Annotated in this window: 23 protein-coding genes; 10 read left to right on the forward strand and 13 right to left on the reverse strand. The window is 70.6% G+C overall.

The annotated features are described in order from the left end of the window. Nucleotides 1-9: 9 nt before the first annotated feature. Genes AOZ53_RS31570 through AOZ53_RS31585 form a run of 4 tightly spaced genes read right to left on the reverse strand, consistent with a single transcriptional unit; the run spans nt 10 to nt 6,780 of the window. The gene (locus tag AOZ53_RS31570; RefSeq protein ID WP_054490867.1) at nt 10-1,752 is read right to left on the reverse strand and encodes an ABC transporter ATP-binding protein; all 1,743 of its coding nucleotides are present in this window, start codon (nt 1,750-1,752) and stop codon (nt 10-12) included. After that, nucleotides 1,749-3,485: an ABC transporter ATP-binding protein gene (locus AOZ53_RS31575; RefSeq protein ID WP_231690356.1), complete on the reverse strand. Its 1,737-nt coding sequence runs from the start codon at nt 3,483-3,485 to the stop codon at nt 1,749-1,751. Before AOZ53_RS31575 ends, AOZ53_RS31570 begins: the two co-directional genes overlap by 4 nt. Then, on the reverse strand, nt 3,482-4,669 hold the full coding sequence (locus tag AOZ53_RS31580; RefSeq protein WP_054490869.1) for an MFS transporter: 1,188 nt from the start codon (nt 4,667-4,669) through the stop codon (nt 3,482-3,484). Before AOZ53_RS31580 ends, AOZ53_RS31575 begins: the two co-directional genes overlap by 4 nt. Before the next feature lie 14 nt (nt 4,670-4,683). Further along, nucleotides 4,684-6,780: a TonB-dependent receptor gene (locus AOZ53_RS31585; RefSeq protein ID WP_231690718.1), complete on the reverse strand. Its 2,097-nt coding sequence runs from the start codon at nt 6,778-6,780 to the stop codon at nt 4,684-4,686. Nucleotides 6,781-6,937: 157 nt separating this feature from the next. Here AOZ53_RS31585 and AOZ53_RS31590 point away from each other — a divergent pair, with 157 nt between their 5' ends. From AOZ53_RS31590 to dmeF, 3 genes are all read left to right on the forward strand, one after another. Further along, nucleotides 6,938-7,861 (forward strand): helix-turn-helix transcriptional regulator, encoded by a 924-nt coding sequence (locus tag AOZ53_RS31590; RefSeq protein WP_156333593.1) that lies wholly within the window; start codon nt 6,938-6,940, stop codon nt 7,859-7,861. A gap of 103 nt (nt 7,862-7,964) precedes the next feature. After that, nucleotides 7,965-8,237: a metal/formaldehyde-sensitive transcriptional repressor gene (locus AOZ53_RS31595; RefSeq protein ID WP_054428783.1), complete on the forward strand. Its 273-nt coding sequence runs from the start codon at nt 7,965-7,967 to the stop codon at nt 8,235-8,237. Between the two features lie 54 nt (nt 8,238-8,291). Further along, nucleotides 8,292-9,323: a CDF family Co(II)/Ni(II) efflux transporter DmeF gene (gene dmeF / locus AOZ53_RS31600; protein ID WP_054490873.1), complete on the forward strand. Its 1,032-nt coding sequence runs from the start codon at nt 8,292-8,294 to the stop codon at nt 9,321-9,323. 18 nt (nt 9,324-9,341) lie between these two features. On the opposite strand, the gene AOZ53_RS31605 is transcribed toward dmeF, so the two are convergent. Next, nucleotides 9,342-10,448 carry a hypothetical protein gene (locus AOZ53_RS31605; protein ID WP_231690719.1) on the reverse strand — a complete coding sequence of 369 codons (1,107 nt, stop codon included), beginning with the start codon at nt 10,446-10,448 and terminating at the stop codon, nt 9,342-9,344. After that, on the reverse strand, nt 10,441-11,085 hold the full coding sequence (locus AOZ53_RS31610; RefSeq protein WP_054428781.1) for a hypothetical protein: 645 nt from the start codon (nt 11,083-11,085) through the stop codon (nt 10,441-10,443). Before AOZ53_RS31610 ends, AOZ53_RS31605 begins: the two co-directional genes overlap by 8 nt. Before the next feature lie 261 nt (nt 11,086-11,346). On the opposite strand from AOZ53_RS31610, the gene AOZ53_RS31615 reads away from it, so the two are divergent. Continuing rightward, on the forward strand, nt 11,347-11,826 hold the full coding sequence (locus AOZ53_RS31615; protein ID WP_054429246.1) for a VOC family protein: 480 nt from the start codon (nt 11,347-11,349) through the stop codon (nt 11,824-11,826). 26 nt (nt 11,827-11,852) lie between these two features. On the opposite strand, the gene AOZ53_RS31620 is transcribed toward AOZ53_RS31615, so the two are convergent. From AOZ53_RS31620 to AOZ53_RS31630, 3 genes are read right to left on the reverse strand one after another with little or no spacing between them, the layout of a single operon-like run. Continuing rightward, nucleotides 11,853-12,794: an alpha/beta hydrolase gene (locus tag AOZ53_RS31620; protein ID WP_054476419.1), complete on the reverse strand. Its 942-nt coding sequence runs from the start codon at nt 12,792-12,794 to the stop codon at nt 11,853-11,855. 3 nt (nt 12,795-12,797) lie between these two features. Continuing rightward, nucleotides 12,798-13,682 (reverse strand): alpha/beta fold hydrolase, encoded by an 885-nt coding sequence (locus AOZ53_RS31625; RefSeq protein WP_054428779.1) that lies wholly within the window; start codon nt 13,680-13,682, stop codon nt 12,798-12,800. A 47-nt stretch (nt 13,683-13,729) separates the two neighbouring features. Further along, a complete protein-coding gene (locus AOZ53_RS31630) occupies nt 13,730-14,785 on the reverse strand; it encodes a sugar phosphate isomerase/epimerase family protein (protein WP_054490875.1) in 1,056 nt (351 codons plus the stop codon). 160 nt (nt 14,786-14,945) lie between these two features. On the opposite strand from AOZ53_RS31630, the gene AOZ53_RS31635 reads away from it, so the two are divergent. The 4 genes from AOZ53_RS31635 to AOZ53_RS31650 all read left to right on the forward strand — a co-directional run bounded on the left by AOZ53_RS31635 (nt 14,946) and on the right by AOZ53_RS31650 (nt 18,403). After that, nucleotides 14,946-15,545: a TetR/AcrR family transcriptional regulator gene (locus AOZ53_RS31635; protein ID WP_054476424.1), complete on the forward strand. Its 600-nt coding sequence runs from the start codon at nt 14,946-14,948 to the stop codon at nt 15,543-15,545. 226 nt (nt 15,546-15,771) lie between these two features. Continuing rightward, nucleotides 15,772-17,541 (forward strand): thiamine pyrophosphate-requiring protein, encoded by a 1,770-nt coding sequence (locus AOZ53_RS31640; RefSeq protein WP_054428776.1) that lies wholly within the window; start codon nt 15,772-15,774, stop codon nt 17,539-17,541. A 93-nt stretch (nt 17,542-17,634) separates the two neighbouring features. Further along, nucleotides 17,635-17,940 (forward strand): ElaB/YgaM/YqjD family protein, encoded by a 306-nt coding sequence (locus tag AOZ53_RS31645; protein WP_054476427.1) that lies wholly within the window; start codon nt 17,635-17,637, stop codon nt 17,938-17,940. Nucleotides 17,941-18,004: 64 nt separating this feature from the next. Further along, entirely contained in the window at nt 18,005-18,403 is a 399-nt protein-coding gene (locus AOZ53_RS31650) for a PRC-barrel domain-containing protein (protein ID WP_054490877.1), read from the forward strand. Here AOZ53_RS31650 and AOZ53_RS31655 read toward each other — a convergent pair. After that, entirely contained in the window at nt 18,394-18,801 is a 408-nt protein-coding gene (locus AOZ53_RS31655; protein WP_054490878.1) for a MarR family winged helix-turn-helix transcriptional regulator, read from the reverse strand. The two genes, AOZ53_RS31650 and AOZ53_RS31655, sit on opposite strands and share 10 nt — an antisense overlap. A gap of 105 nt (nt 18,802-18,906) precedes the next feature. On the opposite strand from AOZ53_RS31655, the gene AOZ53_RS31660 reads away from it, so the two are divergent. After that, a complete protein-coding gene (locus AOZ53_RS31660; RefSeq protein ID WP_054490880.1) occupies nt 18,907-20,070 on the forward strand; it encodes an FAD-dependent oxidoreductase in 1,164 nt (387 codons plus the stop codon). Nucleotides 20,071-20,094: 24 nt separating this feature from the next. On the opposite strand, the gene AOZ53_RS31665 is transcribed toward AOZ53_RS31660, so the two are convergent. The 3 genes from AOZ53_RS31665 to AOZ53_RS31675 all read right to left on the reverse strand — a co-directional run bounded on the left by AOZ53_RS31665 (nt 20,095) and on the right by AOZ53_RS31675 (nt 22,576). Continuing rightward, nucleotides 20,095-20,811, reverse strand: a complete 717-nt coding sequence (locus AOZ53_RS31665) for a hypothetical protein (RefSeq protein WP_054490882.1) — start codon at nt 20,809-20,811, stop codon at nt 20,095-20,097. Between the two features lie 56 nt (nt 20,812-20,867). Continuing rightward, nucleotides 20,868-21,737: a glycosyltransferase family protein gene (locus tag AOZ53_RS31670; protein ID WP_054490884.1), complete on the reverse strand. Its 870-nt coding sequence runs from the start codon at nt 21,735-21,737 to the stop codon at nt 20,868-20,870. 110 nt (nt 21,738-21,847) lie between these two features. Then, nucleotides 21,848-22,576: a sulfite exporter TauE/SafE family protein gene (locus AOZ53_RS31675; RefSeq protein ID WP_054490886.1), complete on the reverse strand. Its 729-nt coding sequence runs from the start codon at nt 22,574-22,576 to the stop codon at nt 21,848-21,850. Nucleotides 22,577-22,733: 157 nt separating this feature from the next. Between AOZ53_RS31675 and AOZ53_RS31680 the strand changes: the two genes are divergently transcribed. Then, nucleotides 22,734-23,019: GntR family transcriptional regulator (locus AOZ53_RS31680; protein WP_156333594.1), on the forward strand; the 286-nt coding region annotated here is incomplete at its 3' end.

Consider the following 23,019-nt stretch of genomic DNA (forward strand, 5'->3'; position numbering starts at 1 on the left):
GGGCGCCCGCTACGCCTGCTGCGCCTGCCACATCCGCCGATAGCGTCCCGGCTGCGCCAGCAGTTCGGCGTGCGTGCCGCGCTGCGTGATGCGGCCCTCCTCGAACACCAGGATGCGGTCCGCGGCCACGATGGTGGACAGCCGATGGGCAATGACGATGACGCTGCGGTCGGGCACCAGCGCGTCGATCGCCGCCTGCACCGCCAGTTCGCTTTCGGTGTCGAGCGCGGCGGTGGGTTCGTCCAGGATCAGGATCGGCGCGTTCTTCAGGATCGCGCGGGCGATCGACAGCCGCTGGCGCTCGCCGCCGGACAGCGTGCCGCCGGCTTCACCGAGCCGCGTCTGCCAGCCTTGCGGCAGGCGCTCGATGAGATCCAGGCAATGCGCCGCGCGGGCGGCGGCGCGGATCTCGGCCTCGCTGGCCTCGGGCCGGGCCATGCCGATGTTGGCGAGCACCGTGTCGTCGAACAGGTGCACGTCCTGGAACACGGTCGACACCAGCCGGTTGAGGTCGGCGGGCGACAGGCTGCGGATATCGACGCCGCCGATCCGCACCGCGCCGCGCTGCGGGTCGGCATGGCGCATCAGGAGGCGGGTGAGCGTGGTCTTGCCCGATCCTGACGGCCCCACCAGCGCCGTCAGGCCGCGCGCGGGCAGGTCCAGGTCGATGCCGCGCAGGGCCGGCGCGCTGCCGGCCGCGTACTGGAAATCCAATTGTTCGATGCGGATGCCGTCCTGGGGCGAGGGCGCGCCCTGCGCCGGCCACTGCGGCAGCGGCGCCACCGCCAGCACCTCCTCGACGCGCGCCAGCGCCGCCTCGATCAGGGCGAAGATGGCGGTGAACGACACGAACATCGCCAGCGGCTCGGCAAAGCGCACCACCAGCACCAGCACCGCGGCCAGCAGCGCCGGATCCAGGCTGCCCTGCGTTACCCAAAGTGCGCCGCAAGCCAGGATCGCCAGCAGGCCCGCTTCGACCAGGGTCACCACCATCAGCGTCGGCTTGGCGCCGCGGCGATGCGCCTGGCGCTGCAGGCGTTCCAGCTGTTCGAAGCCCTGGCGCAGCCGTTCGTTGGCGGCGCCCGCGCGGCCGGTCGCCAGGCAAACCGGCAGGCCCTGCATGTATTCCAGCAGCTCGGCGTTCAGCGCCTCGTTGGCCCGGCCGGTGTCGCGGGCGCCGCGGTCCAGCGCCGGACGGCGCCAGCGGTACAGCGGAATGATCAGCGGAAACACCAGCAGCAGGGCCACGCCGATGCGCCAGTCCAGCGCCAGCAACGCCAGCGCCGCCACCGCCGGGGTGATGATGGCGCCCAGGATCAGGTTGATCACGGTCAGCGCGTAATTCATCTGTTCGTCGACGCCGCCCAGCAGCTTGGCGGCGATGCCGCCGGTGCGTTGCGCCTGCAGCGTTTCGAGCGGCATGCGGCGCAGCTGCTCGCCCAGCCGCACGCGCAGTTCGTGCGTGGCGCGGGCCATGTGGCCGCCGTAGTCGAAGCCCTGCGCGCGCCAGCGCAGCGCGGTCGCGGCCAGGGCCAGTCCGGACAAGGCCGCGAGCCAGGCGGCCGCGGCCGGCCACGGGTCGCCATGGGCGACATGGAGAAACAGCGGCGCGACGCAGGCCAGGGCCAGGCCCTGGAATACGGCGGCCAGCGCCAGTTGCAGCAGGCTGGCGCGCAGGCGGCGCGCCTGGCCGCCGGCGCTGCGCATGAGGCGGAGATAGGTCTCGCGCCAGGAAGCGGGGCGTGTGGTCATGATTGCGGTTCGCCCAGGGTCCAGAGACGGGCGCGTTGATGGTTGTTCCACAATTGGGCGTACAGGCCGTCGGCCGCCAGCAGGCTGTCATGCGTGCCGGATTCGGCCAGCCGGCCGCGCTCCAGCACCAGGATCTGGTCGGCGTGGCGGATGCTGGGCAGGCGGTGCGCCACCACGATCACGGTGCGCCCGCGCATCAGTTCGGCCAGCGCCGCGTTGACCGCGCGCTCGTTCTCGGGATCGGTGGCCGCGGTGGGTTCGTCCAACACCAGGATCGGACGGTCCATCAGGATGGCGCGGGCGATGGTCAGGCGCTGGCGCTGGCCGCCGGACAGGTCCTTGCCGCCTTCGCGCAACGCGGTGTCGTAGCCGTCGGGCAGCGCCTGGATGAAATCGTGCGCCTGCGCGGCGCGGGCGGCGGCCTCGATCTCGGCGCGGCTGGCATCGGGGCGGCCCATGGCGATGTTGTCGGCCACGCTGCCGGAAAACAGGAAGTTGTCCTGGAACACGAACGCCACGTGCTGGAACAGAGTGTCGCGGTCCATGTCGCGCACGTCGACGCCGCCCACGCACACGCGGCCGCCGTCGACGTCCCAGAAGCGGGCGATCAGCCGCGCCACCGTGCTCTTGCCGGCGCCGGAGCGGCCCACCAGCGCCGTCACCTGGCCCGGGTGCGCGGTGAAACTCAGGTCATGCAGGGCGGGCTTGCCGCCGTAGCCGAAGTCCACGTCCTCGAAGCGCACGGCGCCATCGGCCGGACGCCGGTCGGGCGCACGCGCCGGCGCCAGCGGCTCGATCGCCATCAGTTGCTGGATGCGGGCGATGCTCAGCTTGGCCTGGTCGACCATGTGCGCCAGCGACATCATCGGGAACATGGCCTCGGCCATGCCCATGCCGAACAGCAGTGCCGCCAGCCAGAAGGCGAAGTCGAGCTGGCCGTGCGCGGTCCACCAGCCGCCCAGCCACAGCAGCACCGCCAGCGTCGGCAGCGGGCCGAGCAGCGCAATGGCGAAACGCGCGCTGAAGCTGGCGTCGCGGTACCAGTCGGTCAGCATGGCCAGGTAGCGTTCCAGGGCGCGGTGATAGCGGCCGAAGGTGGTCTGGCCGGTGTCGAAGGTGCGCACCACCGGCATCGCCTGCACGTATTCGATGACGGCGGCGTTGACCTGCTCGCGCGCCTGGTGATAGCGCCGCGTCATGACCTCGCGCCCGCGCATCGCCAGCGCCATCACCAGCGCGCCGAAGGCCAGTACGCCGACGCAGGCCAGCGCCAGGCGCCAGTCCAGCGCGAACAGCAGCGCGGCGCTGAACAGCGGCATGGCATAGGCGCGCGCATACAGCGGCGTGCTGTCGGCGACGAAGGCGTGCAGCGCCTGCACGTCGTTCTGCGCCACCTTGGCCAGGGCGCTGCCGCCCAGCGCCTGCAGATCGCCGAACGACAGCCGCGCCAGGTGCGCCACCAGGCCGGCGCGCAACGTCACTTCCAGGCGGAAGGCCGCATAGTGCGATTGGTTGAAGGCCTGCAGGCGCAGGAAGCAGGCCAGCAGCGTGCACGCCAGCGCGCCGGCGAACGCGGGCCAGGGATAGCGGCCGGGCGCGTGCAGCAGGCCGTCCAGCGCCAGCGCCAGGCAGGCCAGCGAAGCCAGGCTCGCCAGCACGCCGGCCACCGCCAGCGCCATCGCGAAACGGATGCGGCCGCGCACCGGCCGCATGATCTGCCACGGGGTGTTCATGCGGCCTCCCGCGGCGTCCAGCGCACGGCGGCGACCAGCGCGAGGGCGGCCAGCGCCACGGAGGCGGCGATCACGCCGCCGTAGCCGATGCGGCCGGCCAGCATCGCGCCCACCGAAGACAGCCCCATCGAGAGGAAATGGCTCAGGCTGGCCTGCACCGTGTAGTCGGTGGCCGGACTCTCCGGCGAGGCATGATCCATCATCAAGGTGGCCAGCACGGTGGCGGCCGGGGTGTACAGCAGGAAGTACAGCACCACCAGCGCGCCGGCGGCGGCCGGCGGCCCCCAGCCCAGCGCCGGCCAGGCCAGGCCGGCGATGCCCAGCAGCTGTAGCACCGCCGCCACCCGCATCGCGCGCGGGCGCGCCATGCGCCGCAGCAGCCGGCCGTACGCCAGCGCGGTGGCCAGCCCGGCCACCGAACCCACCACGTTGACCACCAGGCCGATGCCGTCCAGCGTCCAGCCGCTGTCGATCAGCGCCGGCATGATGACGGCGTACGCCAGCGAGCTGGCGGCCGGGTATAGCACCAGCAACAGCAGCCAGCGCTTGCGCGCCGCGCCGCGCCAGAAAGTGAACAGCCGGCGGTGGCTGACCGGTCCGGCGGCGCGCGGCCAGTCGGGCTCGCGGTAGCCCAGCAGCTGCAGCCACGACACCGACGTGAGCGCCGCCAGCACCAGGCAGCAGCCCTGCCAGCCCAGCGTCGGGTACAGCATCAGCATCACGCCGCCGCCGACCAGGTTGCCGATCAGGCCCGCCGCGATCTGCAGGCCGTTGCCCAGGCCGCGCTCGGCGGCGCCGAGCAGGCGGCAGGCCAGGCCGTCGAGCGCGATGTCCTGGGTGCACGACAGCAGCGCCGTCGCCAGGCACAGCAGGTAGATCGCGGCGAAGTCCGCGCGCAGGTCCAGCATGCCGATGACCGCCAGGCACAGCACCATGCCGGCCTGGGTCAGCAGCAGCCAGCCGCGGTAGTGGCCGCGCAGCCCGGTGGCGTGGCGGTCGATCCACGGCGCCCACAGCGCCTTGAGCGGCCAGGTCATGCCCAGCAGGTAGATCAGGCCGATGGTGTCCAGGCTGGCGCCCGCCTCACGCAGGATGGCCACCATGGCGACGACGAAGAACATCAGCCCCAGGAACTGGGTGCTGTAGAGGCTGGCCAGCAGGGTCCAGGTACGGCGGGACTGCATCGGAGGGCTCCGGATCAATAGGTGTAGGAAACGCCGACCCCGAGCGTACGGCCGCGGGCCGGCGCGCCGTAGGCCACCGACGGCGGCGCGAAGTAGCCGTACAGGTCGTACTGCCGGTTCAGCAGGTTGCTGCCCCACACGTAGTACTCGGCGCGGCCGTTGGCCACGCCCAGGCGCGCGTTCAGCAACTGGTAGCTGCCCAGGTCGAAGTGGTTCTGCGGATCGGCGGCGCGCTTGCCGACGTACTGGTAGTCGACGCGGGCGTTGAAGACCGGCGCCGACATCGCCAGCATTGCCGGCATGGCGTGGCGATAGGTCACGCCCAGCGTGCCGCCCCAGCGCGAGACGTCGGGCACGCGGTTGCCGGCCTTGACGTCGCCGTCGCCGATGCCGTTGACGGCGGTGGTGATCTTGGCGTCGATGTAGCTCAGGCCGGCGGTCAATCCCAGGCCGTTGTCCAGCTGCACCGTGCCTTGCAGTTCGGCGCCCTTGCTGCGGGTGTCGGCGTTGAGCGCGTTGACGGCGAAGGTGGCCGAGTCATACGACAGCAGGTGGTTGTTGCGCACCTGGTTCAGGTACACGGCGCCGTTCAGGCCATAGCGCCCGTCGGCGCTCAGGTACTTGAAGCCGATCTCGTAGGAGTTGGTCTTGGCGGCCTTGTACGGCTCGCTGTCCAGCGGCTGCGCGGCATAGTCGTTGAAGCCGCCGGGGTTGTAGCCGCGGCCATAGCTGCCGTACAGCGTGGTGGTGGGCGTCAGCGCATAGGCCAGCGCGATGCGGCCGGTGGTGAAGCTGTCGTCGAGCTCGCGGTGGTCGGTGGTGACCATGCCGCCGCCGTGGTACTTGCCGTCGTAGGTCTTGCGCACCCACGACTGGCGCAGGCCGGTGGTCAGCTTCCATTGGCTCGCCAGCGGCACGGTCATCTCGCCGTAGACGCCGTAGCGGCCGGTATCGAAGTCGCGGTACTTGGCGCTGGCGTCGCCGTAGGTATTGCGCGGCGTGTCGTACGAGCGCTTGGCATGCGAGTACGACAGGCCCGTGACCCAGAACAGGTCGCTCTCCGCCAGCGAGGCCAGCCGCAGGTCCTGCGTGAACACGCGCTCGCGCGCTTCGTCGACGTTCCAGAACTCGCTGTTGCCGCGGCCCATGGCGTTCTGCAGCCGGCGGTCGTAGACCACCGGGCCGATGTTGTAGCTGTCGGTGTAGGCCGAGATGGCCGTGAGGCGGGCACGGTCGAAGCGGTGGTCCAGCTGCAGCGTGTAGCGCTCGACGGTCTTCTTGGCGTCGTCCAGCAGCGACGGATCCATGTCCACCGTGGGCGGCCGGCCGTAGGGCATCAGCACCAGCTGTTCGCCCAGGTGGCGGATCTGGTGGCGTTCGGCCGACACCAGCGCGCTGGTGCGGGTGGTCAGGTCCCATAGCAGGCTGCCGCGGAACGCCAGATCGCGCGGCTTGGACAGCGGCTGGTCGGTGCGGGCATTCTCGATCCAGTGGTCCGAGCCGCCGGCGCGGATGGCGAAGCGGCCGGCCAGCTTGTCGGTGAGCGGGCCGCCGACCGCGGCCTCGGTCAGGAACTGGCGGTCCTGTCCGTATTCGGCGCGGGCATAGCCTTCCCATTCGCGGGTCGGGCGGCGCGTGGTCAGGTTGACCGCGCCGGCCTCGCCCATGCCGCCGAACAGCGTGCCCTGCGGGCCCTTGAGCACCTCGATCTGGTCGACGTCGAGCGTGCCGATGGAAATGTTGCGCGTCGACAGCGGGCTGCCGTCGACGTTCAGCGCCACCGAGCTGTCGTCCATGCTCATGGGATAGAGCGCGCCGACGCCGCGGATGTAGATGGTGGACACGTTGGCGCCGCCCGAGGAATTGACGTTGACGCCGGGCGTGGCGCGCAGCACCTGCTCGACATTGAGCAGGCGGCGCTGTTCCAGCGTGATGCCGTCCATGACCTCGACTGTGTAGGGCAGGTCCTTGGCGTCTTCATCCGTGCCGCGCGCATGCACGGTGACGGCGGGCAGGGTGGCGGCATCCGCGGCGGATTGCGCCTGGGCGGGCAGGGCGATGGACATTGCCAGCGTGGACAGGGAAAGCGCTGGCAGGGAAGGGAGTCGCATGGGGGCCTTCTGGAAGTAGGGTGTTGGGGCAAGCGCGGTTGGCCGGACCGCGATTGCGGGCTTGATACGAATGGATGATAATGATTTACATTTGTATTGCTACCCGAATCCGATCATCCCCGCCCGAATCGGATCAACTCTGCCTGGTGCGCGTCCCATGAGTTCCAGCCTGATCCCGCTTTCCCGTGTCGTGATGGACACTTCGGTGCTGCGCCTGGGCCCGGGCAGCGTCTGCCGCATCACCCGCATGCCGCTGCAGGACGGCGCCGAGCTGGTCTACTGGCGCAGCGCCCTGCGCGAAGCCATCGACCTTCCCCTCCAGGACGACAGCGACTACGTCCATTTCAGCTTCAACAGCCGCATGGACGGGCGCGCGGCCTGCCATTTCGACGGCTGGGAAGGCGGCCGCGAATTCGCGGTGCGCGAGGGCACCGGCACCATCAGCTACGGCCCGGGCCGGCGCGGCCACTACTGCCAGGAAGGCTGCCTGGACAATGTCACCGTGATGGTCAGGCCCGACGTGCTCCAGCGCTGGAGCCACGACCTCGAAGGCGACCTGGCCAGCGGCCTGGCGTCGGCGGCCTGCTTCCTGCACGGCCATGGCGGCGCCGAGCTGCGCGGCACCGCGCATCAGCTGGCGCAGGGCCTGGCCGGCGAGGGCGCGGCCAGCCGCCATGGGTTGTGGCTGCAGGCCCAGTCGCTGTTGCTGGTGGGCCTGTTCCTCGAGTCCTGCGGCCGGCCCCTGGCCGGCCTGCCGGTGGCCATGCAACGCCGCATGGCGCGGGTGCACGAGCATCTGCTGGCCGACCTGAGCCGCGCGCCCAGCCTCGAGGCGCTGGCGCGCGAGGCGGGCGTCAGCGTGCCGACGCTGGCGCGCGCGTTCCGCCGCCACTATGGCCGCAGCATCTACGACTGCTTCCAGCACGAACGCATGCAGCAGGCGCGCACCGAACTGCTGCGCGGGCGGCTGTCGGTGGCGCACGTGGCCGCCGACCTCGGTTACAGCAACCCCAGCCACTTCTCGGCGGCGTTCCGCAAGCAGTTCGGCGTCAACCCGTCGGCCCTGCGACGCGGCGGTTAACCGCTCTGGCGTCCGATTTTCCCGGACGACGCCAGGGACATCAGGCCCCCGGGTCGGGGTCATATAATATAGTCCCCTACATTATATTTTCCGCGCACCGACCATGGCCCACACCATCCGCCAGAAGGAAAAACTCATCGCCCGCGTGCGCCGCATCCGTGGCCAGCTCGACGGCCTGGAGCGCGCGCTCGAAGCCGAATCGGCCTGCGGCGAAGTGTTGCGCCAGCTGGCCTCGGCCCGCGGCGCGCTCAGCGGCCTGACGGCGGAAGTCATGCAGGGCCACCTGGACGAGCACGTCGTGCACGCGCCGTCCGAGGCCGAGCGGGTCGAGGCGGCGCGGGAAATGATGGACGTGATCCGGGCCTACATGAAATAGCGGCCCGCCGGCAGGGGGCCGCCGGTTCATGGCCCCGCGAGCAGGAGCAATCCCATGAATACCCCCTTGACCCATGACCATGTCTTCCTCGGCCAGGACCACCGGCGCAACGAGCGCCGGGTATGGTGGGTCATTGCCCTGACGGCGGGCATGATGGTCGTCGAGATCATCGCCGGCAATCTCTACGGGTCGATGGCCCTGGTGGCCGATGGCTGGCACATGTCGACCCATGCCGGCGCCATGCTGATCACCGCGCTGGCCTACGGCTACGCGCGCCGCCAGGCCCGCAATCCGCGCTTCACCTTCGGCACCGGCAAGCTGGGCGAGCTGGCGGGGTTCGCCAGCGCCATCGTGCTGGCCCTGATCGCCCTGATCATCGGCTGGGACAGCCTGGCGCGGCTGGTCGATCCGGTGCCCATCCGCTTCGACGAGGCCATCGCCATCGCCGCGGCGGGGCTGGTGGTCAACCTGGTGTCGGCCTGGCTGCTGAAGGACGACCATGGCCACGCGCATGGGCATGGCGGCCATGGGCATGACCACGATCATGACCACGGCCACGGCCACGGCCACGGCCATGACCATGATCACGGCCACGCGCACTCTCACGCCAGCCCGTCCCGCGCCCACGCGCCGGCCGCGGCTCACGCGCACCCGCAACGCAGCCACGACAACAACCTGCGTTCGGCCTACGTCCACGTGCTGGCCGATGCCCTGACCTCGGTGCTCGCCATCGCGGCCCTGCTGGCGGGCCGCAGCTACGGCTGGCTATGGGCGGATCCGGCGATGGGCGTGGTCGGCGCGCTGGTCATCGCGCGCTGGTCGTGGGGCCTGATCCGCGATTCCGGCACCGTGCTGCTCGACGCCGCGCCGCAGAGCGGAAAAATACGGCGCGACATCGAACAGGCCCTGGATGCCGGCGACGGCGAGATCGCCGACCTGCATGTGTGGCAGGTCGGTCCGGGCCACTATGCCGCGATCGTGTCGCTGGTCACGCGCCATCCGCGCGACAGCGCGTTCTACAAGGCCAAGCTGGCGCATATCGCCGGTCTGTCGCACCTGACGGTCGAGACGCAGGCCAGTCCCTGAACGAGACGGCCCGCGCGCTCAGTCGCAGGCGCCGGTGTCGCGCCGGGCCGGATCGACGCAGCGGCCCCAGGCCTTGGCATCCAGCGCCGTGACGGGCAGGAAGCGGGTCATGTCGTGCACATACAGGAACACCCGCCCCGGCGTCTCGCGCAAGGCGCGGTGGAACGGCGCGATCTGCCGCGCGTCCAGCACTACCCGGCCCTGGGCATTGCTGAGCCCCTTGAGCAGCACGGTCTGCACCTTGGGATCCCACGACGGCAGGCCGTCGCCCTCGACCGTGTCGGCCGGCACACGCACCACGCGCCAGGGCTCGTCGGGGATCTCGGTGATGACGATCGGCGACGCGCCGGGCGCCACCGGCAGAATCCGGTCCTGCGGGTTGGACGGCAGGGCATAGGCGATCATCGCGCCGTCCCTATCGGGATCGGGACGCGACCGGTAGACCACGCGCGTCGTGCCATCGGCATTCAGGCGATGCACCAGCGCGCCGAGCGGGCCGGCGCGCAGGTCGATGATGCGCAGCAGGGCGCCGGCATCATCGCGCACGTAGTACACCGGCCGCGACGGCGTGCCGCCGCAATCGTCCAGGAACACGGCCGTGACGCGGCCTTGGCCGTCACGGCTGACGCAAGCCTGCTGCAGCGCGCGCTTACTGCGCGCCGACGTGAATTCGGCGTAGGCCGCCAGCCGGCCCTGGGCATCGTAGGCGAGCCGGTAGCCGCCATCCTCGACCTGGCGTCCGCGCACCTGCCGGTAGCGGTCGATGCGGCACAGCCGGCCGTCGGCATCCCGCTGCAACACGGTCGCGCCGGGCTCGCCGGCGCGGCTGGCGTAGACGCGCCAGTCCACCGCGTCGGTCCAGAGGCGCGGCGTGAGGTCGCCGTCCTCGGCCACGCTGATCAGCCGGGTGTCGGCCTGCACGCGTTCGCCATGCAGGCCCAGCAAGACGCGCGGACCGTCCAGCGCCAGCGCCAGCGGCTGGGGGCGCAACGCCACGGCCGCCGGCTCGGCGCCGAAAGGGGTGTCGATGGGGGCGCAGGCGGCCCAGCCCAGCGTGGGGGCCGCGGCCAGCAGCGCGGCGCCGAGACGGCGCGGCCAGCGGCGGGGCATCGTCGCGTCAGCCATGTTGCAGCCCATCCAGGAAGCGCACCACGTTCCAGTATTCCCGCGCCATGGCGCCCAGCCGCAGGCGCGGGCCGTCGTCGAACACCAGGAAGGGGTAGGCGTCGCGCTCGAGCTTGCCGTCGGGCGGCAGGCGATAGGGCTTGTAGGCGTCGGGATCGTTGAAATGGCGCTCCAATTGGCCGCCGCCGTCGATATGCAGATACCAGGCGCGCAACTGCAGCGGCGCCTTGCCCGGCGGCGTGTCGGTGTAGGGGCCGCCGTCGCCCGCCACCACCGATTGCCGCAACAGGCCGAGCAGCAGGCGCGCCCGGCCCTGGTAGGCAATCTCCCCCGACACCGTGCCGGCCGGCTGCGCGGCCAATTGGCGCACGAAGGTCACCGCGCGCGATGACGGCACCACGGTGTCGGCGAAGATGCGCTCGACGTCGGCGTCGGTGGGGTTGGGCACGGCGGCCAGCTGGCGCAGGTCGCGCTCGAAATCGGCCAGCCATTGCTGGTAGCGCTGCGTCTGGGCCTGGCGGTCGAAGGCCTGGGCGGGGGCCGCGCAGGCCAGCCACAGCAGTGCCGCGGCGCAGCAAAGTGCGTAGCGCATGCGAAGGACGGCGAGACGCGTCGATGCCAGCGAGGGGGAAGACATGCCGGTGGACTCCTGGGGGAGGACGGGATGCCCGGGATTATGCGCAGAGCGGCGACGGTCTGTCACCCCGGGGGGCGGATCGCCGCGGCTGGGCGCGGGGAGATTCGCCAACGCTTCGTAACGTCTGCGCGCCGGAGCCGGCGTTATGCTCGACCGGGCAGCATTCTTCAGTGCGCGGGGCGCGGACCTCGCGGGCGCGTGTCGGGTTCGCGCGTTGCGTGTTTCGTTTCGCGTTTCGCTTCTCATCGCAGGAGACCGATGATGATCAGCAAGAATACGATTTGCCTCTGGTACGACCGCGACGCGCTGGACGCGGCGCGGTTCTACGCGCAGACCTTTCCCGACAGCGCCGTGGGCCGCGTGATGCATGCGCCCGCCGACTATCCGTCGGGGCGCGAGGGCGATGTTCTGACCGTGGAGTTCACGGTGGCCGGCATTCCCTGTCTCGGCCTGAACGGCGGCCCCGGCATCCTGCACAACCAGGCCTTCTCGTTCCAGGTCGCCACCGACGACCAGGCGGAGACCGATCGCCTGTGGAACGCGATCGTCGGCAACGGCGGCCAGGAAAACGTGTGCGGCTGGTGCCAGGACCGCTGGGGCCTGTCCTGGCAGATCACGCCGCGGGTGCTGACCGAGGCGCTGGTGTTGCCGGACCGCGCCGCCGCCCGGCGCGCCTTCGAGGCCATGATGCAGATGGGCAAGATCGACGTCGCCGGCATCGAGGCGGCGGTGCGCGGCTGACAACGCGCATCCGCGCCCGGTGGCGTTCAATCCGCCGGCAGCCCGAACGCCTCGCGCAGCGCCGCGCCCGCCAGGTCGAACAGGCGGCGGGCGTCGGGCGTGAGGCCCAGCATGTGGATGCACGCATGCACCATGCCCGGCAGCACCTCGTCGCGCGCCGCCACGCCCGCCTGCCGCAGCCGTTCGGCGTAGGCCAGCCCCTCGTCGCGCAGCGGATCGTATTCGCAGATCAGCAGCGTCGCTGGCGGCAGGCCGGCCAGCTCGGCGCGCAGCGGCGAGGCATACGGCGAGGCGCCATCGCGTTCATTGACCAGGTAAGTGAACCAGCAGTAGCGCATCACGGCTTCCGTCAGGAAGAAGTTCTGCCCATACGCCTGGTACGAGGCGGTGGAGAACGCGTGGTCCACCACCGGATAGCACAGCAGCTGGTGCGCGATCGGCGGACCGCCGCGGTCGCGCGCCATGATGGCCGCGGCCGCCGCCAGGTTGCCGCCGGCGCTGTCGCCGCCGATGGCGATGCGGGCGGGGTCGATCCCCAGCATCCCGGCATGGGCCGCGACCCAGGTCAGCGCCGCGTAGACATCCTCCAGCGGAATCGGAAACTTGCTCTCCGGCGCCAGGCGGTAGTCGACCGACAGCACCTTGCAGCCGGTGGCGTTGGCCAGCGCGCGGCAGGGGTTGTCATACAGTTCCAGCGAGCACTGGAACCAGCCGCCGCCATGCGCGTACACCAGCGCCGGCAACACCGCGCCGGGCGCGGCGCCGTGCGGCGTGTAGGCGCGCACCCGCAGCGGATGGCCGCCATGGCCGGGCACGGTGTGGGTCTCGATGGCGGCCACCGGTTCCAGCGGCCCCTGCAAGGCGCGCAGGCCAGCTTCGGTAGCGGCGCGCTGCGCCTGCAGGTCCAGCGGCGCGGCGGCCGATGACAGGCGCCGCAGATAGGCGTCGATGTGTGGATCCAGGGCCATGCCTCAGCCCTCCCGCGACAGGAACGGCAGCAGGTGCGCGAGGAACTCCTCGGGACACTCCTCCGTTACGAAATGGCCGCAGTCGGCAATGATGGCGCCGCGCACGTCGAGCGCGTTGCGCTGCATGGTGAGCAGCGGCGCGTCGCGGGTGGCGTGCTCGGCGCCGATGGCCAGCACCGGCATGGGCAACGGCGCGCGGGCGCGCTCGCCGTTCTGGCGCACGGTCTCGGGAATGGCGCGGTAGTAGGCGAAGCCGGCGCGCAATCCGCCCGGCGCGGCGTAGGCGTCGATGTAGGCCTGGGCGGCGACGCGGTCGCGGCGGTGCGACCACTTGTCGAACATGTACGTCAGGTAGGCCTGTTCACGGCCCGCGATCAGCGCCTCGGGCAGGTCGGGCAGGCGGTTGAACATGAAATGCCACAGGAAGATGTTGTCCTCGGCCGGCGCGAAGAGGGTGGGCTCGGGCGCCAGGCCGGGGATCACCGCTTCGGTCAGCGCCAGGCGGGTGACCACGCCGGGGAAATCGCTGGCCAGCGCATAGGCGACCCACATGCCGATGTCATGGCCGACCACCTGGTAGCGGGCGTGGCCGAGCTGTGCCATCAGCTGATGCAGGGTGGCGGCGATCGCGCCGGTGTCGTAGCCGCCCAGCGGTCGATCCGAATCGCCGGTGCCGGGCGGATCGACCGCGATGGCCTGATAGCCCTGGCTGGCGAGCGCGTGCATCACGTGGCGCCAGGTGAGCCAGGTCTGCGGCCAGCCGGGGATGAGCAGCACCGGCGTGCCCGTGCCGGCGATGGCGCAATGCAGGCGCGCGCCGTTCACCATCACATAGCGGTGCGAGAAATCCGCGCCGGGCGGCAGGTAGGCGTCGTGGGGATGTGTCATGGATTCAGGGTGTTTTGTCGGGTGAGTCGGGGGACGTGTGTGCGCGTTCAGGCGATGCCCAGCAGCGCGTTGATCTGGCGCTGGTCGATGGCGGCGCCGGCGAAGTCGTCGAAGATCTTGCCGGTCACGGGAATGATGTGCTGCTTGATGAAGGCGGCGCCTTCGCGCGCGCCGGCTTCCTGGTCCTTCAGGCAGCATTCCCATTCCAGCGTGGCCCAGCCCGGGTAGTCGTGGTGCGCCAGCTTGGAGAAGATGGCCTTGAAGTCGACCTGGCCGTCGCCCAGCGAGCGGAAGCGGCCGGCGCGGTCGACCCACGACTGGTAGCCGCCGTAGATGCCCTGGCGTCCGCTCGGATTGAACTCGGCATCCTTCACATGGAACATGCGGATGTGGTCCTTGTAGATGTCGAGATAGTCCAGGTAGTTCAGCTGCTGCAGCACGAAGTGGCTGGGGTCGAACAGGATGGCGCAGCGGGCGTGATGGCCGACGCGCTCGTGGAACATCTCGAACGTGACGCCGTCGTGCAGGTCCTCGCTCGGGTGGATCTCGTAGCACAGGTTCACGCCCTGCTCGTCGCAGGCGTCCAGCACCGGACGCCAGCGCCGCGCCAGTTCGTCGAACGCGGTCTCGATCAGGCCGGCCGGCCGTTGCGGGAACGGGAACAGATAGGGCCAGGCGAACGATCCCGAGAACGTGCCCATGTCGCTCAGGCCCAGGCGGCGCGAGGCCTGCGCGGCCAGCAGCAGCTGTTCGTGCGCCCACTGGGTGCGGGCCGGCGCATTGCCGCGCACCGCGGCCGGCGCGAAGGTGTCGAACATCGCTTCATAGGCCGGATGCACCGCCAGCAGCTGGCCGAAGATGTGGGTGGTCAGCTCGCTGATGACCAGGCCATGGCCGGCCAGCATGCCGGTGATCTCGTCGCAATAGTCCTGGTTCGACGCGGCCAGCGCCACGTCGAACAGGCGCGCGTCCCAGGCCGGCACCTGCAGGGCCTTGAAGCCCAGGCCCGCCGCCCATTCGGCGATGGCGGGCAGGCTGTTGAACGGCGCGGCGGTGTCGCTGAATTGCGCCAGGTGGAGGCTGGGGCCTTTGAGGGTTTTCATGCTGTGGTCTGCCTTTCGTTTGCCGGATACCGGCTTGCGTCAATTGTTTGTCGAACGACAAAGAATAGACCGAAACCGGCGCGCGACGCAAGCGCAGGCGCGCCGGCGTGACCGGCGCGGCGCTACACTACGAAAACACGCAACTCATCAGGCATGGCACATGGCGGGCAGACCCAGGGAATTCGACCGCGACCTCGCATTGCAGCAGGCGATGCTGGCCTTCTGGCAGCACGGTTACGAGGGCACGTCGATGGCCGATCTGGTGGCCGCCACCGGGCTGGCCTCGGCGCGCCTGTATGCGGCCTTCGGCTCCAAGGAAGGCCTGTTCCGCGAGGCGGTGGAACGCTATGAGTCGGGCGACGGCGCCTTCGCCGAACACGCCCTGCAGTCGCCGGATGTGCGCGAAGCCGTCGAGAAGATGCTGCTCGAAGCCGTGTCGACCTACACCCGCCGCGGCCGGCCGCAGGGCTGCATGGTGGTCAGCGCCGCCACCAACTACGCCGCCGACAACGAAGCCGTGATGCGCTGGCTGTCCTCGCACCGCAAGGCGCGCACGCAATCCATCATCGATCGTCTCGACGCCGCGCAACGCGACGGCGCGCTCGAGCCCGGCACCGACGTGCAGGCCTTGGGCGACTTCTACGCCGCGCTGCTGCACGGCCTGTCGGTGCAGGCGCGAGACGGCGTCTCCAAGGCCCGGCTGCAGGCGCTGGTCGGGCCGGCGCTGGCGCCGCTGGCGGCGGCCATGCGCGCGGGCTGATTGTTTCCGGCTGGCCTGCAACGTGTCGCGCATCCGCGCCAGCACGTTACGCGGGGCGTCATGGACGGCCGGGTTGTAGTTGCCCGGCCCGGGGGCGGTTATTGCCGCTCCTTGTAAGGGATGCCATGGGATGCGTGCCCGCTGCCCTCGCGCCGGGGGCAGGGGGGCAGGGAACGGTAATTGCGCAGGCGGGAGATGGCGTCACCGCAACCGCAAGGAGAAACCCGTGCAAACTGTATCCGACTTCGTGCTGGACCGTCTCGGCCAGTGGGGCGTGCAACGCATCTATGGCTATCCGGGGGACGGCATCAATGGACTGATCGGCGCCTTCGGCCGCAACGCGGCGCTGGAATTCGTGCAGGCCCGCCACGAGGAGGGCGCGGCTTTCATGGCGTGCGCCCACGCCAAGTTCACCGGACAGGTCGGGGTCTGCCTGGCCACCTCCGGACCCGGCGCGATCCACCTGCTCAATGGCCTGTATGACGCCAAGATGGACCATCAGCCGGTCGTGGCGATCGTGGGCCAGCAGGCCCGCAGCGCGCTGGGCGGCGACTACCAGCAGGAGGTGGACCTGGCCAACCTGTTCAAGGATGTGGCGCACGATTTCGTGCATATGGTCACATCGCCATTGCAGGCGCGGCACATGATCGACCGCGCCATGCGCATCGCCATGGAGCGGCGCAGCGTCACCTGCCTGATCTTTCCGAACGATGTGCAGGATCTCGAGGCCGTCCCCGAACCTCCGCGCGAGCACGGCACCGTGCATACCGGGATCGGCGTCACGTCGCACGCCACGGTGCCGCCGCAGACCGCGCTGGCGAACGCCGCCGACATCCTCAACCGCGGCGAGCGGGTGGCGATGCTGGTGGGCGCCGGGGCGCTGGCGGCAGGCAACGAAGTCCGGGCGGTGGCCGAACGCCTGGGCGCGGGCGTGGCCAAGGCGCTGCTGGGCAAGGCGGTGCTGCCGGATGCCTTGCCCTATGTCACCGGCGCCATCGGCCTGCTCGGCACCCAGCCCAGTTGGGAGATGATGAACGAATGCGACACGCTGCTGATGGTGGGCACGTCGTTCCCGTACGCCGAATTCCTGCCGCGCGAGGGACAGGCGCGCTGCGTGCAGATCGACCTGGACGGGCGCCAGCTGAGCCTGCGCTATCCGGCGGAGGTCGGCCTGGTGGGCGACGCGCGGCTGACGCTCGAGGCATTGCTGCCCATGCTCCAGCCCAAGGGGGCCGGCGAGTGGCGCGGGCACATCGAAAAGCGGGTGCGACGCTGGCGTGAAACCGTCCAGGCGCGCGCCCGGGTCGCGGCCAACCCCGTCAATCCGCAACTGCCCTTTCTGGAATTGTCGGATCGACTGCCGCCGGATTGCATCGTGACCTGCGACTCCGGTTCGGCGGCCAACTGGTATGCGCGCGACGTCCAGTTGCGCGAAGGCATGATGGGTTCGGTGTCGGGCGGCCTGGCGAGCATGGGTTGCGGCGTGCCGTACGCGGTGGCGGCCAAGCTGGCCCATCCCGGCCGTCCGGTGATCGCGCTGGTGGGGGACGGCGCCATGCAGATGCTGGGCATCAACGAGCTCATCACGATTGCGCACCGTTGGCAGGAATGGGCCGATCCGACGCTGGTGGTGTTGGTGCTCAACAACGGCGATCTCAATCTGGTGACATGGGAGCAGCGGGTCATGGGTGGTGACCCGCGCTTTGGCGACTCGCAGTGGTTGCCCGAATTCTCCTATGCCGACTATGGCCGCCTGCTGGGCCTGGAGGGCATCCGGGTGACGGCGCCGGAGCAGGTCGGGCCCGCCTGGGACCAGGCGTTGGCGGCGGGGCGGCCGGCGGTGCTGGAAGTGGTGACCGACCCGGAAATGCCGCCGTTGCCGCCGCACGTGTCGCTCAAGCAGGCGCGCGCCTACATGGCGGCGCTGCGCAAGGAAACCGGCGGCGCCGGCGCCGCGGCGCTGCGCGCGACGCTCAAGCAGTGGTGGGCCGGTTGAGGGGGCGGCACGCCGCTTGCTAAGTGACCTTCGTCCGGCGTTCCGGCCCGGTCCCGGCCGGCGCCTGGCAGGCATTCTTTTCAAGGAGAGGTCATGGCTACACAGAACGGCAGCGACACGCTGCGTGATTTGGTATCGGGAACCGAAAACCTGCTGCGCAGCACCGCCAGCTACGGCGGCGCAGAGATCGAGGCGGCGCGTGATCGCCTCAAGCACCAGCTCGACGCGGCGCGCGCCGAGGCCCGCGTCAGAGGCCGGCACGCATGGCGGCGGGCCAGGGAGGTATCGGCAGCCACCGATGACTATGTGCACGAGCACGCCTGGAAGACCATCGCCAGCGCCGTGCTGGTGGGCGCGCTGGCCGGCATCTGCCTGATGGCGGAGTCCCGCCGCCGCTGATCAACGCGTTGAACCATTCCTTCATTGCAAAACATGCCGCGGGCAACCGCGCAGGAGCGACATCATGGAACACCAATCGAATATCGTCGGCGGTCCGAAAGCCAGGGCGCTCGGGCCCGGGCCGGAAGTCATGGCCGCCAATACCCTGGAAGGCAATGACGTCTACAACGCCGCGGGCGAGAGCCTGGGGGACGTCAAGGCCATCATGATCGACGTGCCGCGCGGCCGGGTGGCCTATGCGGTGCTGGCGCGCGGCGGCGTGCTGGGGATGGGGGAAAAGCTGTTCGCCATTCCCTGGAACGCGCTGACGCTGGATACCGACCGCAAGTGCTTCGTGCTCAACGTCGACAAGGAGACGCTCAAGAACGCGCCCGGGTTCGACAAGGACAACTGGCCGAGCATGGCCGACGAGACCTGGGCGCGCGACCTGCACAAGTACTACAACCAGGACGTCTACTGGTAGGCGTCTTCCAGCAGCCGCAGCAGCATGCCGGCCAGCGCTTCGCGCTCGGCCGGCGTGAGGATCGCGCAGGCCTGCTCGTCGATCCGGCGCAGGACGGCGCGGCCCGGTTCCAGCTTGCGATGGGCCGCGGCCGTCAGGGATATCAGGCTGCTGCGGCCATCGGTGGGTGACGGCTCGCGCCGCACCAGGCCGTCGCGCTCCATGCGGGTGAGCAACTGGGCCATGCTGGGCTGTTCCACGTCGCAGGCCTCGGCCAGTTCCTTCTGCGTCAGCCGGCCGCCGTCCTTGAGCGCGACCAGGACCGGCAACTGCGAGGCGCTGATGCCGATGTCCCGCAGTCCGTCGTCGACCCGGCGCGCCATCAGGCGGGCGTAGCGGTTGATGAGCAGGGTCGGCATTCGCCGGGGCTGCCAGTCGGGGGAAGTCGCCATACGTCCTCTTTTAAGTTAATAGGCACCTATGTAATATATATAGGCACCTATTAACTTAAGGGAAAGGCCGTCATGCCGCAAGTCCCCACCATCGCCATCATCGGCGCCGGCCCGGCCGGCCTGACCACCGCCAATATCCTGCAGCGCCATGGCTGGCGCGCCGATGTGTTCGAGGCCGATGCCGCGGTCGACGCGCGCGACCAGGGCGGCTCGCTCGACCTGCATCCCGATGAAGGCCAGCGGGCGTTGGCGCGGGCCGGGCTGCTGGACGCATTCATGGCGATCGCCCGGCACGAAGACCAGGAAACGCGGCTGGTGGATCACGCCACCGGGGCGGTGCTGCGCGAGGAGATTCCGGCGCCGGGCGCCGGCGATCGGCCCGAGATCGATCGCCTGGCGCTGCGCCAGCTGCTGCTGCAACCGCTGGCCGCCGGCACGGTGCGCTGGGGGCAGCGGTTGGACGCGGTCATCGAGCGCCCCGACGGGCGCTTTGGCTTGCGCTGCGCCGGCGGCGAGCAGGGCCCCTACGATCTGGTGATCGGCGCGGACGGCGCCTGGTCGCGGGTGCGCGCGGCGCTCACGCCGGCGCGGCCGGTGTATCGCGGCGTCACGTTCGTGGAGCTGTGGCTGCACGATGTGGACCGCCGCCATCCCGAGGCGGCCGGGCGGGTCGGGCACGGCACGCTGTTCGCGCTGCATGGCGGCGACGGCATCGTGGCGCAGCGCAACGGCAACGCGACCTTGCGCGTCTACGCGGCGTTGCGCACCGGCGACCCGGGCGATGGCCGCGCGGCCCCCGGCATGGCGGACATCGGCAAGGACGCGCTGCTGGCGCGCTTCGCGGGCTGGTCGCCGTCATTGCTGGCGCTGATCGCCGGGGCGGACCGGATCGCGGCGGTGCGGCCCATCGTGTCGCTGCCCGCGGGCACGCGCTGGCCGCATCGCGCGGGGCTGACCGTGATCGGCGACGCGGCGCACGTGATGCCGCCATTGGGGGTGGGCGTGAACCTGGCGATGTTGGACGCGGCGGAGCTGGCCGACGCGCTGGTCAGCGACGACGACTGGCGCGCGGCCCAGCGGCGCGGCGAGGCATCGATGCTGGATCGCGCCGCGGCCATCGCGCCGCATTGCATCGAGGCCCTCGACGAGATGTTCGGCGACCACGGCGCGCGGGCCTTGCGGCAACAGCTGGAGACGCATGCGCGTGATGGCGGAGCGGGTACTCGCGCGGGTTAGGAAGGGCAAAGACCGCCCCGGCCGTCAGCCGGCCGCTTCCCAGCCGCCGCAGCCGGGCCGCACGGCCAGGCGCGTGTCCTCACGCCGCACCTGCTCGTCGTCGAGCCGCGCGGCGCCGGCCGGATCGGTGTCGAAGGCGACGCCCAGGGCGGCGGCCACGCGCGGATCCTCGATGGGCAGTTCCCAGGTCAGGAACAGTTGCGACAGGTCCGGGCCCGGCGCGAAGTCGCTTTCGCGGAACGCGCTGGCGCCGCGCGGCACCACGCCATGCGGCTGGCAGGTGTCGAACAGCACCGCGGTGCCGCGGGTCAGCGCGATGCGCTGGCCGCTCTGGGCGAAAACCAGGTCCAGGCCCTTGTCCTCGCTCAGGAACAGATTGCAGAAGGCCGCGCCGCCATACTGGTCGCCGTCGTGATGGTAGCGAGCGCCGCGGCAGGCCATCAGCGCGATGTCGCTGTCGGCCAGCACGTCGCCCAGTCCGAGCGCGGCGCTCCAGTCGCGCATGGCCCGCACGCAGGCGCTGTATTCGGGCCAGCGCGTCATGGTGCGCGCCAGCGGCATCTGCTCGACGTCGCCGGGTTCGAGTTCGAGCCGGGTGTCGATCTCCCGCGCCCAGTCGGCGACCAGGCGCGCCGGCGGCGCGGGCAGGGCCAGCGTGGCGGTGCGCACGGCGGCGCCGACGCTGCGGCTGCGCAGCGCGTCGCCGCGCCAGAAATACGAAACGAGGGGAGCGGTGGACATGGCCCTATTAGAGCCCAAACCCAGAGCCCAAACCCAGGGCCCAAACCCGTCCCGGTTCAGCCGCCCAGGGCCCCCGCCCACAGCCGCTGCACCCACGAGCGCCGCGCCGGCCGCGCGCGGTTGCCGGTGTAGTCCTTCTGCGATGCCTTGACCACGTCGCCGAATGGCGCGTCGTTGCGGTAGTCGCAGGGGGAATGGCCGGCGGCCAGCGCTTCCTGGTAGTAGCGCTCGAACAGCTCGGCCAGGTCGGCGCGCGCGTGCGTCACCACCTCGCCGTCGAACCAGTGCTGGCGGCCCTCGGCGCGCAGGCGCGGCATCGCGTAGCGGTGCGAGAACTGCGTGCCCATGTCGGAATAGTGCAGAATGCCGATCTCGTCGCGCGCCAGGTTTTCGCCATCGATGCTGTTGTAGCGGGCATCCAGGTGCTGGACCAGCTGCGGCCGCTCGGCGAAGTAATGCTTCATCTCGCGATTGGCGTGGCGCTTGGCGCGCAGGGCCTCGAGCGTGGGCAGATGGGCGCGGGCGCCGGCGCAGTCCCACAGCGCCACGCAGGAGCGCCAGCCGTCGCCGTCGCGGCGGCCGGCGACGATGGCCCCGCCGTCCAGCGGCAGGTCCCAGATCTCGGCCAGGTCGCACAGCACCAGCATGTCGGCGTCCATGTACAGGGCGCGGCCCTGGAAGCCGGCGGCGGCCGGCACGGCCCAGCGGAAGGCCGAGAACGGCGTCGACCATTTCTCGGTGCGCCAGCCGCGGCCGCGCGCCGGATCGCAATACCAGGGGCTGGCGGGGTCGCGCGACAGGCGCATCCAGGTGATCTCGACCGGGCGCGAGGCGTGCTTGCGGGCGCTGTAGTCCAGCACCATCATCTGCTCGAGATCGCAATCGTTGGGGTCGCAACCGACAAAGATCCTGATGGGGTCTTGCATGTTGTCTCCGTCATCCCAGGCAATGGTGGCGCGCCGGTCCTCGGTCTCCGGCGAACCTGAATTATTCCTGAATTGTAGACGGAGTTGTCCGCGAAAAGCGGGTTTTCGCCTCAGAACACCCGGATCAGCATGTTGATGCCGGCAATCAGCAACACCAGCAGCACGATGCGGTTGAAGACCTCGGCGTTGACGCGGTGGTACAGGCGCCGGCCGAGCCAGGCGCCGATGAGCGTGCCGGGCAGCGCGCGCCAGGCCAGCGACATGACCTCGGCGGTGAGATAGCCCGACACCGCCTGCGACGCCAGCGCCACCGCCAGGATCGACAGGTTGAAGGACTGGAACACCGCGCGCCGCTCGTCCTTGCTCCAGCCCTGCAGTCCGGCCCACAGCGTGGGCAGCGGGCCGGACAGCCCGGCGACGCCGCCCAGCAGGCCGCCGCCCAGGCCCACCAGGCCATCGGCCAGGCGGCTGGCGCGCGGCAGGCGGTAGTGGCCGTTCAGCAGCAGCACGGTGCACAGCGTCATCAGCAGCAGGCCCAGTCCGCCCTGGAACAGCCGCGGCGACACATAGGGCAGGGCGGCGACGCCGGCCGGCACGCCCAGCAGGCCGCCGACGACGAAGGGCGCGGTCCGGCGCAGGTCGATGGCGTGCCAGATCGCGGGCAGCGTTTGCAACTGCGAGACCACCGAACAGAGGATGACCAGCGGCGAGGCCAGCGCGGGCGGCAGCGCCAGCAGCCAGACCGGCAGGGCCGTCAGGCCGGTGCCGAAGCCGGTCAGGCCGGAAACCAGGCCGCCGGCCAGGGCGCCGCCGGTGATGAGGATAGGGTCGTAGGACATGGCAAGCGGCGAGGGGACGGGCCATATTTGTAGCGCCGACCCGCGCCGCCGCAACCGTCCGCTTTGCCGATGTCCGCCCTACCAGTGCGGCGCGGGGACGGGGCGGCGGGCGCCGATGCCACTAAAATTCCGGCAGACCCGTTCCGCGCATTCCGCCATGACATCCGCCGCCGTCACCTGGCTGGTGCTGGACCGGCCCCAGGGCGATCTCGAAGGGCAGCTGTGCCGGGCCATTCGTGAACGCGTGCTGGCGGGCCGGCTCGGCGCCGGCGAAAAACTGCCGTCGACCCGCGCCCTGGCGCTGGCGCTGCGGATCGCCCGGTCGACCGTGGTGCAGGCCTACGACCGCCTGCGCGCGGAGGGCTATATCGAGACGGCGCGCGGCTCCGGCACCCGGGTCGCGGCGCGGCAGCCGCGGCCGCTGGCGGGGGCGCCCGACGCGC

Source organism: Achromobacter sp. 2789STDY5608621 (assembly GCF_001299375.1).
Classification (GTDB): Bacteria; Pseudomonadota; Gammaproteobacteria; order Burkholderiales; family Burkholderiaceae_B; genus Achromobacter; species Achromobacter insuavis.

What these genes read in the sequence shown, in the direction of transcription:
- AOZ53_RS31645 (WP_054476427.1), top strand. Translation starts at nt 17,635, where the DNA reads ATGGCTACACAGAACGGCAGCGACACGCTGCGTGATTTGGTATCGGGA.
- AOZ53_RS31575 (WP_231690356.1), bottom strand. Translation starts at nt 3,485, where the DNA reads ATGAACACCCCGTGGCAGATCATGCGGCCGGTGCGCGGCCGCATCCGT.
- AOZ53_RS31595 (WP_054428783.1), top strand. Translation starts at nt 7,965, where the DNA reads ATGGCCCACACCATCCGCCAGAAGGAAAAACTCATCGCCCGCGTGCGC.
- AOZ53_RS31660 (WP_054490880.1), top strand. Translation starts at nt 18,907, where the DNA reads ATGCCGCAAGTCCCCACCATCGCCATCATCGGCGCCGGCCCGGCCGGC.
- dmeF (WP_054490873.1), top strand. Translation starts at nt 8,292, where the DNA reads ATGAATACCCCCTTGACCCATGACCATGTCTTCCTCGGCCAGGACCAC.
- AOZ53_RS31650 (WP_054490877.1), top strand. Translation starts at nt 18,005, where the DNA reads ATGGAACACCAATCGAATATCGTCGGCGGTCCGAAAGCCAGGGCGCTC.
- AOZ53_RS31675 (WP_054490886.1), bottom strand. Translation starts at nt 22,576, where the DNA reads ATGTCCTACGACCCTATCCTCATCACCGGCGGCGCCCTGGCCGGCGGC.
- AOZ53_RS31605 (WP_231690719.1), bottom strand. Translation starts at nt 10,448, where the DNA reads ATGGCTGACGCGACGATGCCCCGCCGCTGGCCGCGCCGTCTCGGCGCC.
- AOZ53_RS31670 (WP_054490884.1), bottom strand. Translation starts at nt 21,737, where the DNA reads ATGCAAGACCCCATCAGGATCTTTGTCGGTTGCGACCCCAACGATTGC.
- AOZ53_RS31615 (WP_054429246.1), top strand. Translation starts at nt 11,347, where the DNA reads ATGATCAGCAAGAATACGATTTGCCTCTGGTACGACCGCGACGCGCTG.
- AOZ53_RS31630 (WP_054490875.1), bottom strand. Translation starts at nt 14,785, where the DNA reads ATGAAAACCCTCAAAGGCCCCAGCCTCCACCTGGCGCAATTCAGCGAC.
- AOZ53_RS31585 (WP_231690718.1), bottom strand. Translation starts at nt 6,780, where the DNA reads ATGCGACTCCCTTCCCTGCCAGCGCTTTCCCTGTCCACGCTGGCAATG.
- AOZ53_RS31610 (WP_054428781.1), bottom strand. Translation starts at nt 11,085, where the DNA reads ATGTCTTCCCCCTCGCTGGCATCGACGCGTCTCGCCGTCCTTCGCATG.
- AOZ53_RS31590 (WP_156333593.1), top strand. Translation starts at nt 6,938, where the DNA reads ATGAGTTCCAGCCTGATCCCGCTTTCCCGTGTCGTGATGGACACTTCG.
- AOZ53_RS31635 (WP_054476424.1), top strand. Translation starts at nt 14,946, where the DNA reads ATGGCGGGCAGACCCAGGGAATTCGACCGCGACCTCGCATTGCAGCAG.
- AOZ53_RS31665 (WP_054490882.1), bottom strand. Translation starts at nt 20,811, where the DNA reads ATGTCCACCGCTCCCCTCGTTTCGTATTTCTGGCGCGGCGACGCGCTG.
- AOZ53_RS31580 (WP_054490869.1), bottom strand. Translation starts at nt 4,669, where the DNA reads ATGCAGTCCCGCCGTACCTGGACCCTGCTGGCCAGCCTCTACAGCACC.
- AOZ53_RS31655 (WP_054490878.1), bottom strand. Translation starts at nt 18,801, where the DNA reads ATGCCGACCCTGCTCATCAACCGCTACGCCCGCCTGATGGCGCGCCGG.
- AOZ53_RS31620 (WP_054476419.1), bottom strand. Translation starts at nt 12,794, where the DNA reads ATGGCCCTGGATCCACACATCGACGCCTATCTGCGGCGCCTGTCATCG.
- AOZ53_RS31570 (WP_054490867.1), bottom strand. Translation starts at nt 1,752, where the DNA reads ATGACCACACGCCCCGCTTCCTGGCGCGAGACCTATCTCCGCCTCATG.
- AOZ53_RS31625 (WP_054428779.1), bottom strand. Translation starts at nt 13,682, where the DNA reads ATGACACATCCCCACGACGCCTACCTGCCGCCCGGCGCGGATTTCTCG.